Below are 12,927 nucleotides of genomic sequence, written 5' to 3' on the forward strand. Positions count from 1 at the left end.
AGCGCTTGCTCGGTTAAACGGCGGGGCGTTGTCGGGCCGGCGTCACACGAACAGAAGTGCGCTGTCTGGCAGGCGTCACACGGGCAGGCGGGTCGGCGAGAGCCGCACATGGGCGCCCGGCGGGAGCCCCAGACGCTCGGCCGCGTCCCCGAAGTTGATCGCCATCGCCACCAGCCCGGCGGAGTCGGTGAAGGCCACCAGCTCGCCCGGCGGCACCGCCGTGAACGTCTCGCGGAACGGGACGCTGATCTGGCGCCGTCCCAGCCAGATGGCCAGCGTGTCGCCGACGCGGACCCCCAGTGTGGCGAGGTCGGAGGCGGTGATCGAGAGCTGGACGTTCCCGTGGCGGTCCACCGAGAGCACCTCGCCCTCCGCAGCGCCGTCCCGCAGCCGCGACGTGGGCTTGGGCAGCAGCACGAGCCGGTCGACCGGGATCTCCGGCCCCACGTCGGACGGCCTGCGGCCGGTGGCCAGGTGCGCCGCCACCGGCGCGAAGACGTCCCGCCCGTGGAACGTGGGCGACACGGATTTCAGGAAAAGGTCCTGGTTGGTCAGCTCGTACGCCTTCTGGGCGCCGCCGACCGCGTGGACGGCCCACGACAGCACGCCGTTGTCCGGACCGACGAACATCCGGCCGCCCGCCTCCACCACGACCGCGCGGCGCGTGCCGCCCACGGCGGGATCGACGACGGCCAGATGGACACCGGCGGGAAGGTAGGGCACCGTCTGCGCCAGGATCGCCGCCCCGCGCCGCACGTCCCCGGCGGGGACGAGGTGGCCGACGTCGATGATCCTGACCTCCGGCGCTATCCCCACGATCACTCCGTGGCAGGCGGCGACGAAGCCGTCTTCCAGTCCGTAGTCAGTGAGAAGCGTGATAACTGAGGTCACACTTCGTGACATTACGTCTGCACCATCCGGACTGAACAGCCCGGGTTTCCCGACTACGATGATGGCGGGCGTCGCGAGCCCATCGAGGAGGAGCGGATGGACACCGAACCGGCCGACGACGAGGGGCTCGCCCTCTCGGATCGCGACCGTGAGATCCTCGCGTTCGAGCGCCAGTGGTGGCGCTACGCGGGGGCCAAGGAGCAGGCCATCCGTGAGGCCTTCGACATCTCCGCCACCCGGTACTACCAGCTCCTCGGCGAGCTGATCGACCGGCCGGAGGCCATGGAACATGACCCGATGCTGGTCAAACGCTTACGCCGGATGCGGGCCACGCGTCAGCGCGACCGCGCCGCCCGCCGCTTCGGCATGAGGCCCTAGGTAAGCCCTTTCTCAACACTCCCCAGGGAGCCGCGCATGGAGTTCCCGCATCCCCTTCCCGAGGGGCTGGCGGCCATCCTGTCCGATCCGTCCGGAGCCGTGATCGGGCTCGACTTCGACGGGACGCTCTCGCCCATCGTCCCGGATCCCGCTTCGGCCTACGTCCATCCCGACGCCCCGGGAGTCCTCGCCGAGCTGGCCGAGCTGGTTCGCGCCGTGGTGATTATCACGGGCCGCCCGCCCGGTACGGCTCTCGCCCTCGGCGCGACCGACGGCGGGCCGTCTCTGGAGGACGTCCCCGGCCTGGTCATCCTCGGCCACTACGGGCTCGAGCGGTGGGAGGGCGGGCGGTTCACCGCGCCGCCCCCGCCTCCCGGCCTCGCCCTCGTCCGTGCCCGGCTGCCGATCCTCGCCCGGGACATCGAGGGCGTGCTGGTGGAGGACAAGGAGCGGGCGGTAGCCGTACACACCAGGAGGGCCGCCGATCCCGAGGCGGCGCTGGAGGCGCTGCGCGGCCCGGTGGCCGAGCTGGCCGCCGAGGCGGGGCTCGTGGTGGAGCCCGGACGGCTGGTCCTGGAGCTTCGCCCGCTGGGCATGGACAAGGGCCGCGCGCTGTCGGCCTTCCTCGCCGAACGGCAGGCGACGTCGGTCCTGTTCGCCGGTGACGACCTGGGCGACCTCGCGGCCTTCGACGCCGTCGAGAAGGCGCCCATCCCCGGCGTGCGGGTGTGCAGCGGGTCGGCCGAGGTCACGGAGCTGGCGGCGCGGACCGACATGGTGGTCGGCGGGCCCGCCGGGGTCGTGGATCTGCTCCGGTCCATCGTCGAATCGCTTCGCAAGCGCTCTGCAAGCGGCGGCGCCTAGGCTCCGGCCATGATGAGAAAGACCCTCACGGCCGCGATCGCCGGCCTCGCCCTGCTGACGGCTCCGGCGGCGGCCTTCGCGAGCGACTCGGCGACCTCCACCACCTCCATGAGCGCCACCTCCACCAAGCCCCTGCATCTGCGCAAGGGGCTCACCCTGACGATCCCCAAGTCCTGGAAGGTGTACGAGCAGTACAAGGACTGGCTGCGGGTCGTGACCGGCAAGTGCGCCTCCCTCGGCACCGAGCTCTTCGGCTTCCGCGACTCCGGCTGCCACAGCTTCTGGGTCATGGGTCCCAAGGCGATCAAGGTGGGCCACGAGTTCTTCAACGCCTACACCCCGGACGGCCCGTTCTACCCGGCCACCGACGTCGGGCCCTGCCCGTACGACGAGCACCTGTACATGGGCCAGTCCAAGCTCGCCGCCAAGGGGCTGCGCCAGATCGGCCCCGGCCACAAGGCGTACTACCGCAAGTGGGCCGGCACCTGCGTCACGCAGACGACCTTCAAGGTCAAGGGGCACTACAACCAGCGCGAGTGGTTCCTGCCGACGTCGAAGATCCTCGTCATCGACCAGTGGGACACCCCGGGCCTGACCTCGATCCTCAAGAACGCGACCTGGAGCTGAGGATCCCCCCGATGGCAAGGCCGATCAGGGCGGGCGCGAGCAGGAACGCGGTGTGCGTGCCGAAGCCGTCACCGAGCGCGCCGAGGGCGAACGGCGCGGTGCCCGCGCCCACTCCGGCCCAGATCGACGCGATGGCCGACGCCTGGTCCGGCCTGCCGCCCGACGCATCGATGATCCGCGCGAGCGCGAGCGGGAAGAGGACGGAGATGCCGAGGCCGCTGAGCGCGAGCCCGGCGTAGCCCGCCGGCTGCGAGCCGCTCGTCCAGAACAGCGCCCAGCCCGCCAGGGCCACCGTCAGCCCGCCGAGTAGCACGGTCGAAGGCGCGAACCGGAGCGCGAGCCGGGCGCCGCCGAACCGGCCGGCGGCCATGCCCGCCAGCATCGCGGTGAGCCCCTTGGCGGCGGCGGCCGCCGTGAGGCCCGTCTGCTGCGCGAACAGCTCGGCGCCCCACAGGTTGTACGAGAACTCCAGCCCCACGCAGCACAGCAGTACGGCCCCGGCCACGTGGAAGCGCCTGCCGTACGGGACCGTGTTGACCCTTCCTCCCGCCGCCCCATCGTGCCCCTCGCCGGCCGCCCGGGGCGGAGGGGCGATCGCGGGAACCCACACGCGGCCCATGGTCAGGGCGAGTAGCGCCGTGGCGAGGATGGGGACGTAAAGGGCGGACCGCCAGCCGAGAGCGGAGCCGGCGAGCAGGCTGAAGGCGTAGGACGTGGCGATGCCGGCGGTCACACCCACCGCGTTGGCCTCGCTGAGGGCGGCCGCTCCGGCGGGCCCGTGGTGGTCGCTGAGCACGGCCATGGCCGCGTAGAGGGCGATCGAGCTGCAGCCGCCCGCGAGGGTGTAGCCGAGCAGCGTCAACGGCAGCGAGTGGCCCAGGGCGACGATGAGGATGCCGGCGTCCATGCCGGCGAGCCCCGCCCAGACCGTCACCCGCCGGCCGAACCGGGCCGTGAGCACGGAGAGGATCAGTCCGCTCGCGATGCCGCCGGCCGCCATGGCGGTGCCGTGCAGCCCGGCGACCGCCTGCGACAGGCCCAGCTCGGCCCGGAGCGTGGGAAGGGCGGCGGACAGGCCGTACAGGTACGTCGCGAAGGTGGCGAGCTGGAGGTAGATGAGCCAGGTGGGCCGGTCCCTGGTGAGCCGCGCGGACTGGACGGTCGTGGTCGAGCCCACCGAGCCCCCTGTATTGCATTACCAAATTTCGACAAAGAGTAGCATTTCGACCCTTACAGGAGGGCGGCGAGTTGATCCTCGAACCACCGCTGCGGCGGGAGCGCCGTGGCCGCCCGCCGGAGCCGGGCGCACCGCTCGATCCGCTCCTCCTCGGGCATCGTCAGCGCCTCGTGCAGGGCGGCGGCCGTGCCGGACACGTCGTACGGGTTGACGATGAGCGAGTCGGCCCCCAGCTCGGCCGCCGCGCCCGCCTCGCGGGACAGCACCAGCGCGCAGCGCCGAGACAGGATGGGGCCCTCCTTTGCGACCAGGTTCATCCCGTCGCGGATGGGGTTGACCAGCAGCACGTCGGCCAGCCGGTAGGCCGCCAGCGACCGTGGATAGTCGTCGTGGACGTTGAGGATCAGCGGGTCCCAGTCCTCGGTGGCGTACTGGTCCTCGATCTCCTTGGCGCACCGCTGCACGGCGGCGGTGTACTCGCGGTATTCGGGCAGGTCGTGCCGGGACGGGTAGGCGAAGGCCAGATGGACCACCCGGCCGTGCCACTCGGGATGCTCGGCCAGGAACTCCCGATAGGCCGTCAGCCCGCGGACGATGTTCTTGGACAACTCGGTGCGGTCGATGCGGACGATCAGCCTGCGGTCGCCGACGAGCTCCCTGAGGGCTGTCATATGCGTCTCGACGTCCGGCTCCGCCGCCCGCGCCAGCAACTCCTCGCCGTTCACCCCGAGCGCGTGGACCCCGATCCTGGTCGTCCTGTCCTCATAGGTGACCGTACGGCTCTCGCGGTCGACCCGGGCGCCCAGGAAGGCCTCGCAGCAGTCCATGAAAGCGGCGGCCCAGCGGGCGGTGAGGAAGCCGGCGTGGTCGGCCCCGAGGATGCCCGACAAAACCTCGGCGGCCACGTCGTCGGGGAGGAGCGAGAAGTATTCCGGCGGGGCCCACGGCGTGTGGGAGAAGTGGGCGATCCGCAGGTCTGGCCGCTCGACCCGGAGCATCGCGGGCGTGAGCGTCAGGTGGTAGTCCTGGACCATCACCCTGGCCCCGTGCGCGGCCTCCTCGGCCAGTGCGAGCGCGAACGCCCCGTTGTAGTCCCGGTAGGACGCCCACTCCCGCCGGAACCGCGTGTCGAACTGCGGCGTCATCGGGGTGTTGTAGAGCAGGTGGTTGACGAACCACAGGGTCGAGTTGGCCACCGCGTTGTAGGCCCGGTGGAAGATCGCCGGAGGGATGTCCAGCATCCGGACCGGCCCCGTGTCGTATCCCGCCTCGTCGAGCCGCCCTCCGGGCGACAGCCGTACGGCGCCGCGGTCGCCGTCGGACAGGGCGGCGCAGACCCAGAGCACATCCGCGCTCCTGGCGACCTCGGACAGCCCCGAGACCAGGCCGCCGCCGCCCCTGCGCATGTTCAGCGCGCCGTCGTCCGCCAGTGTGAAGGCCACCGGGCCCCGGTTGGACGCGATCAGGACTGTGTGGGCGCGCATGCAGGAAAGTTAATCAAACCGGGGAGCCGTCAATAGGATGTCAGGCAACCGCGGAAGGGCTTGGTTCGACATGGCACTGGACGAGACCACCGAGGAACTGGCCAGATCGGCCGCCCAGGGCGATCACCGGGCGCTCGGCGAGCTGCTCCGCCGGATCGAGCCCGACGTGCTCCGTCACTGCGAGCGGCTCCTGCCGTACCGGCAGGACGCGGAGGAGGCGTCGCAGGACACCCTGCTGGCGGTCGCGCGCAACATCGGCAGGTTCGAGGGCCGCGCCAAGTTCAGCACCTGGCTGCACATCGTGACCGTCAACTGCGCCCGCACGACCTACCGCTCGCTGAAGCGGCGCGCCTCGGAGCAGGCGGAGGAGCTGCCCGACCAGCGCCCCGACCCCCGCCGGGTCAGCGTCATCGCCGGGTCACGGCTCGACCTGCTCGACGCGATGGAGGCGCTGGAGGCCGACAAGCCCGACCTCGCGCAGGCGCTGGTGCTGCGCGACATCTGCCAGCTCGACTACGCCGAGGTCGCCGACCAGCTCGGCATCCCCCTCGGCACCGCCAAGTCGCGGATCCACCAGGCCAGGAAGTACGTCCAGATCGCTCTCGGCGAGGCGTACGGCTGAGGCGCGATACGTTTCGTCTCGCCATGTGAGACACCGGAACGGACAACGAGGACGGCACGGTACAGTGCTAGGGACCCGCTTCGTGCGGGAGACACCCGCTTGATGCGGAGACAACTGAATATTGCTCATCCAGAGGGGTGGAGGGACCGGCCCTGCGAAGCCCCGGCAACCCTCCCGGTGTCCGAACTCGTGACCACGAGGCCGGCCGGGACAGGTGCCAATTCCGGCTCGTGGCCAGGGTGGTCACGAGCGAAGATGAGGGAAAGGCCTCGCTTCATGGCGCTCACCACTGCTCACGAGTTCGGCCCCGCCACCGGTCTGTCGTGCCGGGAATGCGGCACCGTCTACGATCTCGGACCCAGCTTCGCCTGTATCGAGTGTTTCGGGCCACTTGAGGTGGCATACGAGTTCGGCGAGGTCCGGCGGGAGCAGATCGAGTCGGGACCGGCCAACATCTGGCGTTATCGGTCGCTGCTCCCCGTTCCCGAGAACGTCGCCTCCAAGCCCAACCTCCAGCCGGGCTGGACCAAGCTCGTCAAGGCCGACAACCTGGCCGGCGAGCTGGGCCTACGCTCGCTGTACGTCAAGGACGACTCCGGCAACCCGACCCACTCCTTCAAGGACCGGGTCGTCGCCATCGCCCTGGAGGCGGCCAGGACCTTCGGCTTCCACACGCTGTCCTGCTCCTCCACGGGCAACCTCGCCGGGGCGGTCGGCGCCGCGGCCGCCCGCGCCGGGCTCGACTCCTGCGTGTTCATCCCGTCGAACCTCGAAGAGGCCAAGATCACCATGGCTTCGGTCTACGGCGGGCGCCTCGTCGGCATCGAGGGCACCTACGACGAGGTCAACCGCTTCTGCTCCGAGCTGATCGGCGACGAGCTGGGCGAGAAGTGGGGCTTCGTCAACGTCAACCTCCGGCCCTACTACGCCGAGGGGTCCAAGACGCTGGCGTACGAGATCGCCGAGCAGCTCGGCTGGCGCATCCCCGACCAGATCGTCATCCCCATCGCCTCCGGCTCCCAGCTCACCAAGGTGGACAAGGGCTTCCGCGAGCTGATCAAGCTCGGCCTCGTCGAGGACAAGCCGTACCGCGTGTTCGGCGCGCAGGCCGAGGGCTGCTCGCCCGTCTCCGCCGCGTACAAGGCGGGGCTCGACGTCGTCCAGCCGGTCCGGCCGGACACCATCGCCAAGTCCCTCGCCATCGGCAACCCGGCGGACGGGCCGTACGTGCTGGACATCGCCCGGCGCACGGGCGGCGCGGTGGAGGACGTCGACGACCGCGAGATCGTCGAGGCCATCCACCTGCTGGCCCGCACCGAGGGCATCTTCGCCGAGACGGCCGGCGGCGTGACCGTCGGCGTGCTGCGCAAGCTGGCCGCCAACGGCACGCTGGACCCCGAGGCGGAGACCGTCGTGCTCAACACCGGGGACGGGCTCAAGACCCTGGACGCGGTCGCCGCCGAGGCGCGGCCCGCCGCCGTCATCCGCCCTTCCCTCGACGCATTCCGTACGGCTTTCGCCAACTGAACGCGTTATCCAAGGCCCAACCCAAGCAACGAAAGCGAGCGATAAATGAGCGTTTCAGTGCGGATTCCGACGATTTTGCGGACATACACCAGCGGAGCCGCAGAGGTATCCGGAGAGGGTGGAACGCTCCGCGAGGTCCTGCAGAAGCTGGACGCGGACTATCCCGGCATCGGCGCCCGGATCCTGGATGAAACGGGCAAGATCCGTCGTTTTGTCAACGTGTATGTCGGGGAAGAGGATGTCCGTTTCGCCGAGGGGCTCGACACCGCGACGCCCGACGGAGTCCAGATCTCCGTCATCCCCGCCGTGGCCGGCGGCTGACCGGCGGCAGGCCCGCGAGCACCTGACATGCGGCTCTATCATTGCCGAAGTTAATCGGTGCTATAGCATATGGTGCAATTATCAACTATCTACTTCTTAACTCAATATTCGCCGATCCTGCTTTGAGCGAACGTGATGGAGCAGTTTGTGCTTTGACTCTGTTGTTCTACGCCTTGACACGGGTATGGTCGAAGACGATCGACGAAAACCGGGGGCTTCCTGGGTGTGGTCCCCAGCCCAGTAAGAGGAGTCGGAAGTGGCGCAGGGCACCGTCAAATGGTTTAACGCGGACAAGGGCTACGGCTTCATCGCGGTAGACGGTGGTAAGGACGTGTTCGTCCATTACTCGGCAATCATGATGGACGGCTACAAGGCCTTGGAGCAGGGCCAGCGAGTGGAGTTCGACATCACGCAGGGTCAAAAGGGCCCGCAGGCGGAAGCCGTCCGGTCCGTCTGATCCCCTCCAGGACAGCCACGGAGGCCCGGTTCGCTCCCCCGAGCCGGGCCTTCGACGTGGGCGGACTCAGGCCGTGTCGCTTAGATCTTCTGCCTACTCGCGACGCCCGGATCGCCGCTCCCTAGGGCAAGATCTGCGAGACACTCCCTACCCGTACAAGCTGGTCAGCATGGCTTCCGCTTGCACTCGCAGGGGTAGAGTGCTAGATACTTGTTTGGCACTCTCGGGCTGAGAGTGACAACAACCGGATCGAGGCGATGGGGCCGGCGAAGGAAGCGGGCCCTTGCCGTCGCGGGCGTCGGCTCGGTCCGCTGAAGCCACCCTGCTACTGGGAGGTCTAGCCTTATGGCAGCCAAGATGATCGCGTTTGACGAGGACGCCCGGCGCGGTCTCGAGCGCGGTATGAACCAGCTCGCCGACGCCGTGAAGGTCACCCTCGGTCCCAAGGGCCGCAACGTCGTGCTGGAGAAGAAGTGGGGCGCCCCCACCATCACCAACGACGGCGTCTCCATCGCCAAGGAGATCGAGCTCGAGGACCCGTGGGAGAAGATCGGGGCCGAGCTCGTCAAGGAAGTCGCCAAGAAGACCGATGACGTCGCCGGTGACGGCACCACCACGGCCACCGTGCTCGCCCAGGCGCTGGTACGCGAGGGTCTCCGCAACGTCGCCGCCGGGGCCAACCCCATGTCCCTGAAGAGGGGCATCGAGGCCGCCGTCGAGCGCGTCAGCGAGGAGCTGTCCAAGCTCGCCAAGGACGTGGAGACGAAGGCGCAGATCGCCTCCACCGCCTCCATCTCGGCCGGCGACCCGCAGATCGGCGAGATGATCGCCGAGGCGATGGACAAGGTCGGCAAGGAAGGCGTCATCACCGTCGAGGAGAGCAACACCTTCGGCCTGGAGCTTGAGCTCACCGAGGGCATGCGCTTCGACAAGGGCCTGATCTCGATGTACTTCGTGACGGACCCCGAGCGCATGGAGGCCGTGCTCGAGGACCCGTACATCCTCATCGCCAACTCGAAGATCTCGGCCAACAAGGACCTGCTGCCGCTGCTCGACAAGGTCGTGCAGGCCGGCAAGCCGCTGCTGATCATCGCCGAGGACGTCGAGGGCGAGGCCCTGGCCACCCTGGTCGTCAACAAGATCCGTGGCCTGTTCCGGTCCGTGGCCGTCAAGGCCCCGGGCTTCGGCGACCGCCGCAAGGCCATGCTGGGCGACATCGCCGTCCTCACCGGCGGCCAGGTCATCAGCGAGGAGCTGGGCCTCAAGCTGGAGAACGCGTCGCTCGACCTGCTGGGCCGCGCCCGCAAGGTCGTCGTGACCAAGGACGAGACGACCATCGTCGACGGCGCCGGTGACGCCGAGCAGATCTCCGGCCGGGTCAACCAGATCCGCGCCGAGATCGACAACACCGACTCCGACTACGACCGCGAGAAGCTCCAGGAGCGTCTCGCCAAGCTGGCCGGCGGCGTCGCCGTCATCAAGGCCGGCGCGGCGACCGAGGTCGAGCTGAAGGAGCGCAAGCACCGCATCGAGGACGCGGTCCGCAACGCGAAGGCCGCCGTCGAGGAGGGCATCGTCCCCGGTGGTGGCGTGGCCCTGCTGCAGGCCGGCGCCAACGCGTTCGACAAGCTCGAGGTCAACGGCGACGAGGCCACCGGTGCCGCGATCGTCCGCAAGGCGCTCGAGGAGCCGCTGAAGCAGATCGCGGTCAACGCCGGCCTCGAGGGCGGCGTCGTGGTCGAGAAGGTGCGCAACCTGCCCGCGGGTGAGGGCCTCAACGCCGCCACCGGTGAGTACGTCAACATGTTCGAGTCAGGCATCATCGACCCGGCCAAGGTGACGCGCTCCGCGCTGCAGAACGCCTCCTCCATCGCGGCCCTGTTCCTCACGACCGAGGCCGTCATCGCCGAGAAGCCCGAGAAGACCCCGGCCGCTCCCGCCATGCCCGGCGGCGGCGACATGGACTTCTAGGTCCTCGAAGCACGGTTACGAGAAGAAGCCGGCCCCCGGTCACGGGGCCGGCTCTTTCTTTTCAGCGTGGTCAGAGGGTGAGGACGAGCTTCCTGCCCCCGGCGCGCCCGGCCGCGACCCGTGCGAAGGCGGCGGGACCCTCGGCGAGGGGCACGGCCTCGGGAAAGACCGTGAGCGTCCGCCTGGCGACCATCGCCGCGAGCTCGGCGAGCCGGTGGGCGTCAGGCCGGACGTAGAGGTTCCCGGAGATGACGCCCCGCTCCCCGGCCCGGGCGTCGGAGGTCAGCGAGCACAGGCGGCCGCCGTCACGCACCAGTCCGAGCGCGTCGCCGGACGTTCCGGCCGCCGCGACCAGCGCGCCGTCGAACCGGCCCTCGACCCGCGCCGCCCAGTCCATGACGCGGTAGTCCACGACAGTTGTCGCGCCCAGCTCGCCCAGCCGCCGCATGGCGCCCGCGGAGGCCGTCGTGGTGACCACCAGCCCGTCCCGGGCCGCGAGCTGTACGGCGAGCGCTCCGGTGCCACCGGCCCCACCCGTGATGAGGAGGCGCTGTCCGGGCTCCAACCCCAGGGCGTCCAGCGCCTGGCGAGCGGTCAAGCCGGCGACGGGCAGCGCCGCGGCGGCCACCGGGTCCAGACCGCTGGGGCGGTCTCCTACCCGGGCCACATGCGCGGCGGTGACGAGCACCCGCTCGGCCCAGAAACCGCTGCCGCCGGGCAGCGGCGCCTCATGGGCCACCACGGGGTCTCCCACGGCGAACCCCTCAACGCCTGGACCGAGCCGCGCGACTCGCCCGGCGCCCTCCACGCCCAGCGCGGCGGGCGGATCCAGCCCCACGTCCCAGCCTCCGGCCGCGATCAGGCGATCCCACGGCCCGACGCCGGCGGCCTCCACCCCGATCACCATCTGCCCCGGGCCCGGCGCCGGCGGCTCCGGCAGTTCGAGCAGCTCCACGCCGGCGCCTCGTCCGGCCACCCCACACGCCCGCATGGTTCAGTCCTTCCCCTCGCCAGAGAAGAAGTCGAGGTAGGCCTGGGCGAGCTCGGCCGGATTCTCCAGCGGGATGTTGTGGCCCGAGTTGGAGATCACGACGCCGCGCACGTCCTCGGCCACCCGTGTCATCTGCCGCCGCACCTCGTCGGCGAAGTAGGCCTGCCCGCCGACGGCGAGCACGGGGCAGGTGAGCGGATCGGCGTACTGCTCGCGGTTCTGCTCGGCGTCTCGTTCGGTCGCGCGGTACATCTCGAGAATCGTGCGGGTCCCGCCCGGCTGCTCGACCCAGCGGACCAGTTCGTCGATGTCGTCGTCCGTCGCCGCGCTGGGATCCCACATTTCGCGCTTCATGAAATATGACCAGAAGGCGCGCTCCTTACCGGCCATCAGCAGCTCCGGATAGTGCGGGACGTTGAAGAAAGCGCGATGCCAGCCGGTTCGCGGGTCGTCCGCCTTGTGCGCCGGGCCGGCGTCCGCGGGCATCCCGGGGAGCCGCATCTCCTGGAACACGAGCTGCCGGACCCGCGGTCGGTGGAAGGCGGCCACCGCGTAGGCGATGGCCGCGCCCCAGTCCTCCCCGGCGACGCGGAATCGTTCGAAACCCAGGTAGGTCGCGAGCTCGGCGACGTCGCGAGCCATCGTCGCGGTGTCGTAGCCACCGGCCGGGCGCTCGGAGTCGCCGAAGCCCCGGCAGTCGAGCGCGACGACGGTGTGGTACGGCGTGAGCAGCGGGATCACGTGGCGCCAGTAGTACATCGTCTTCGGCACCCCGTGCAGCAGGAAGACCGGATCGCCGGACCCGCCGATCGCGTAGTGGATGTCGACGCCGTTGACCTCGGGGCGGGCGTGAACGAGCCGGACACCGTGGTGGTCGGTCAAATAGCGGGTTCCGGCGGCGGTCATGTCAGCTCGCCGGTCCGGTGTTCAGCGCGGCGCCCAGCGCGTCGGTGTCGGTGAACACGGTGAGGGAGACGATTCGGCCGTCCCGGACTCCCCACACCTGCACCTCGGCAGCGTCGAACGACACTCCTGTCGCGCGGGCCGTTCCCCGGGTCCTCCCGATCTGAACCACTTTGTCCCCGGCCCGGTAGAGCTCACCGATCTCGATCTGGCTGTCCAGCGCGGTCCGCACGCCCTCCAGGAACACCTTCATTCCGTCGTAGCCGTGGTGGTGGCCGCCGTAGGGCAGCTCCTCGCTCTGATAGATGTCGACCTCGGGGTCGGTCAGCGCGAACAGCGCGGGGACGTCGCCCGCGTTCAATGCCGCGTAGACCGCATGGACGACGTCGAAGGGATTCGTGGATTCGGTCATGACCGCAAGTTAGCCAGGCGCGTCCGGCCTGGGCTTGAGTCACACGACTGCCGATCCACGCATGAGTCGTCCCCCCCCGCGTGATCATGCACGTGTTCCCGCACGCGCCGCCCTACCTGGCGCTTGATGCGCCGTGATCATCACATGTTCCCGCACGTGCCGTGCTAGCAGGCGCTTCGTGGAGCGTGATCATGCATGACGAGGGTGCGCCCGCCGGGCAGACACTGCATGATCGCAAACAGTGTCGGCACTGATCAGACCGCGTGCGGCGGAATCGATGCATGATCACGATCCGGGAGTCT

General features: G+C 69.7%; 14 protein-coding genes and 1 riboswitch. Of the genes, 8 read left to right on the forward strand and 6 right to left on the reverse strand.

Going from position 1 to position 12,927, the window contains the following annotated elements; genetic code table 11:
* Nucleotides 1–75 precede the first annotated feature (75 nt).
* Nucleotides 76–891: an S-adenosyl-l-methionine hydroxide adenosyltransferase family protein gene (locus N5079_RS34255; protein ID WP_261588378.1), complete on the reverse strand. Its 816-nt coding sequence runs from the start codon at nucleotides 889–891 to the stop codon at nucleotides 76–78.
* A gap of 96 nt (nucleotides 892–987) precedes the next feature.
* Between N5079_RS34255 and N5079_RS34260 the strand changes: the two genes are divergently transcribed.
* The 3 genes from N5079_RS34260 to N5079_RS34270 are packed head-to-tail and all read left to right on the forward strand — an operon-like array spanning nucleotide 988 to nucleotide 2,760.
* Nucleotides 988–1,269 carry a DUF3263 domain-containing protein gene (locus tag N5079_RS34260; protein WP_261588379.1) on the forward strand — a complete coding sequence of 94 codons (282 nt, stop codon included), beginning with the start codon at nucleotides 988–990 and terminating at the stop codon, nucleotides 1,267–1,269.
* A gap of 36 nt (nucleotides 1,270–1,305) precedes the next feature.
* Complete coding sequence (gene otsB / locus N5079_RS34265; protein WP_261588380.1) at nucleotides 1,306–2,133, forward strand: trehalose-phosphatase; 828 nt, start codon at nucleotides 1,306–1,308, stop codon at nucleotides 2,131–2,133.
* 9 nt (nucleotides 2,134–2,142) lie between these two features.
* Nucleotides 2,143–2,760 carry a hypothetical protein gene (locus tag N5079_RS34270; protein WP_261588381.1) on the forward strand — a complete coding sequence of 206 codons (618 nt, stop codon included), beginning with the start codon at nucleotides 2,143–2,145 and terminating at the stop codon, nucleotides 2,758–2,760.
* Here N5079_RS34270 and N5079_RS34275 read toward each other — a convergent pair.
* Entirely contained in the window at nucleotides 2,738–3,937 is a 1,200-nt protein-coding gene (locus N5079_RS34275) for an MFS transporter (protein WP_261588382.1), read from the reverse strand. The two genes, N5079_RS34270 and N5079_RS34275, sit on opposite strands and share 23 nt — an antisense overlap.
* Nucleotides 3,938–3,990: 53 nt before the next feature.
* Nucleotides 3,991–5,421 carry a trehalose-6-phosphate synthase gene (locus N5079_RS34280; protein WP_261588383.1) on the reverse strand — a complete coding sequence of 477 codons (1,431 nt, stop codon included), beginning with the start codon at nucleotides 5,419–5,421 and terminating at the stop codon, nucleotides 3,991–3,993.
* Between the two features lie 70 nt (nucleotides 5,422–5,491).
* On the opposite strand from N5079_RS34280, the gene N5079_RS34285 reads away from it, so the two are divergent.
* The 5 genes from N5079_RS34285 (at nucleotide 5,492) to groL (ending at nucleotide 10,319) form a co-directional block, all read left to right on the forward strand.
* Entirely contained in the window at nucleotides 5,492–6,043 is a 552-nt protein-coding gene (locus N5079_RS34285) for an RNA polymerase sigma factor (RefSeq protein WP_261588384.1), read from the forward strand.
* A 122-nt stretch (nucleotides 6,044–6,165) separates the two neighbouring features.
* A riboswitch (SAM riboswitch) is annotated at nucleotides 6,166–6,305 on the forward strand.
* A 14-nt stretch (nucleotides 6,306–6,319) separates the two neighbouring features.
* On the forward strand, nucleotides 6,320–7,570 hold the full coding sequence (gene thrC / locus N5079_RS34290; protein ID WP_261588385.1) for a threonine synthase: 1,251 nt from the start codon (nucleotides 6,320–6,322) through the stop codon (nucleotides 7,568–7,570).
* A gap of 45 nt (nucleotides 7,571–7,615) precedes the next feature.
* Nucleotides 7,616–7,891, forward strand: coding sequence for a MoaD/ThiS family protein (locus tag N5079_RS34295; RefSeq protein ID WP_261588386.1), 276 nt, complete (start codon nucleotides 7,616–7,618; stop codon nucleotides 7,889–7,891).
* A gap of 256 nt (nucleotides 7,892–8,147) precedes the next feature.
* Complete coding sequence (locus tag N5079_RS34300; protein WP_142575003.1) at nucleotides 8,148–8,348, forward strand: cold-shock protein; 201 nt, start codon at nucleotides 8,148–8,150, stop codon at nucleotides 8,346–8,348.
* 345 nt (nucleotides 8,349–8,693) lie between these two features.
* The gene (gene groL, locus N5079_RS34305) at nucleotides 8,694–10,319 is read left to right on the forward strand and encodes a chaperonin GroEL (RefSeq protein ID WP_261588387.1); all 1,626 of its coding nucleotides are present in this window, start codon (nucleotides 8,694–8,696) and stop codon (nucleotides 10,317–10,319) included.
* Nucleotides 10,320–10,389: 70 nt separating this feature from the next.
* On the opposite strand, the gene N5079_RS34310 is transcribed toward groL, so the two are convergent.
* Genes N5079_RS34310 through N5079_RS34320 form a run of 3 tightly spaced genes read right to left on the reverse strand, consistent with a single transcriptional unit; the run spans nucleotide 10,390 to nucleotide 12,625 of the window.
* Nucleotides 10,390–11,310, reverse strand: a complete 921-nt coding sequence (locus N5079_RS34310; protein ID WP_261588388.1) for an NADP-dependent oxidoreductase — start codon at nucleotides 11,308–11,310, stop codon at nucleotides 10,390–10,392.
* 3 nt (nucleotides 11,311–11,313) lie between these two features.
* Nucleotides 11,314–12,216: an alpha/beta fold hydrolase gene (locus tag N5079_RS34315; RefSeq protein ID WP_261588389.1), complete on the reverse strand. Its 903-nt coding sequence runs from the start codon at nucleotides 12,214–12,216 to the stop codon at nucleotides 11,314–11,316.
* Nucleotide 12,217: 1 nt separating this feature from the next.
* Complete coding sequence (locus N5079_RS34320; protein WP_261588390.1) at nucleotides 12,218–12,625, reverse strand: nuclear transport factor 2 family protein; 408 nt, start codon at nucleotides 12,623–12,625, stop codon at nucleotides 12,218–12,220.
* Nucleotides 12,626–12,927 lie beyond the last annotated feature (302 nt).

The organism is Planotetraspora sp. A-T 1434 (genome assembly GCF_025420585.1).
Taxonomy (GTDB): domain Bacteria; phylum Actinomycetota; class Actinomycetes; order Streptosporangiales; family Streptosporangiaceae; genus JAOEGB01.

What these genes read in the sequence shown, in the direction of transcription:
- N5079_RS34260 (WP_261588379.1), top strand. Translation starts at nt 988, where the DNA reads ATGGACACCGAACCGGCCGACGACGAGGGGCTCGCCCTCTCGGATCGC.
- N5079_RS34310 (WP_261588388.1), bottom strand. Translation starts at nt 11,310, where the DNA reads ATGCGGGCGTGTGGGGTGGCCGGACGAGGCGCCGGCGTGGAGCTGCTC.
- N5079_RS34270 (WP_261588381.1), top strand. Translation starts at nt 2,143, where the DNA reads ATGATGAGAAAGACCCTCACGGCCGCGATCGCCGGCCTCGCCCTGCTG.
- N5079_RS34320 (WP_261588390.1), bottom strand. Translation starts at nt 12,625, where the DNA reads ATGACCGAATCCACGAATCCCTTCGACGTCGTCCATGCGGTCTACGCG.
- N5079_RS34295 (WP_261588386.1), top strand. Translation starts at nt 7,616, where the DNA reads ATGAGCGTTTCAGTGCGGATTCCGACGATTTTGCGGACATACACCAGC.
- otsB (WP_261588380.1), top strand. Translation starts at nt 1,306, where the DNA reads ATGGAGTTCCCGCATCCCCTTCCCGAGGGGCTGGCGGCCATCCTGTCC.
- thrC (WP_261588385.1), top strand. Translation starts at nt 6,320, where the DNA reads ATGGCGCTCACCACTGCTCACGAGTTCGGCCCCGCCACCGGTCTGTCG.
- groL (WP_261588387.1), top strand. Translation starts at nt 8,694, where the DNA reads ATGGCAGCCAAGATGATCGCGTTTGACGAGGACGCCCGGCGCGGTCTC.
- N5079_RS34315 (WP_261588389.1), bottom strand. Translation starts at nt 12,216, where the DNA reads ATGACCGCCGCCGGAACCCGCTATTTGACCGACCACCACGGTGTCCGG.
- N5079_RS34285 (WP_261588384.1), top strand. Translation starts at nt 5,492, where the DNA reads ATGGCACTGGACGAGACCACCGAGGAACTGGCCAGATCGGCCGCCCAG.
- N5079_RS34280 (WP_261588383.1), bottom strand. Translation starts at nt 5,421, where the DNA reads ATGCGCGCCCACACAGTCCTGATCGCGTCCAACCGGGGCCCGGTGGCC.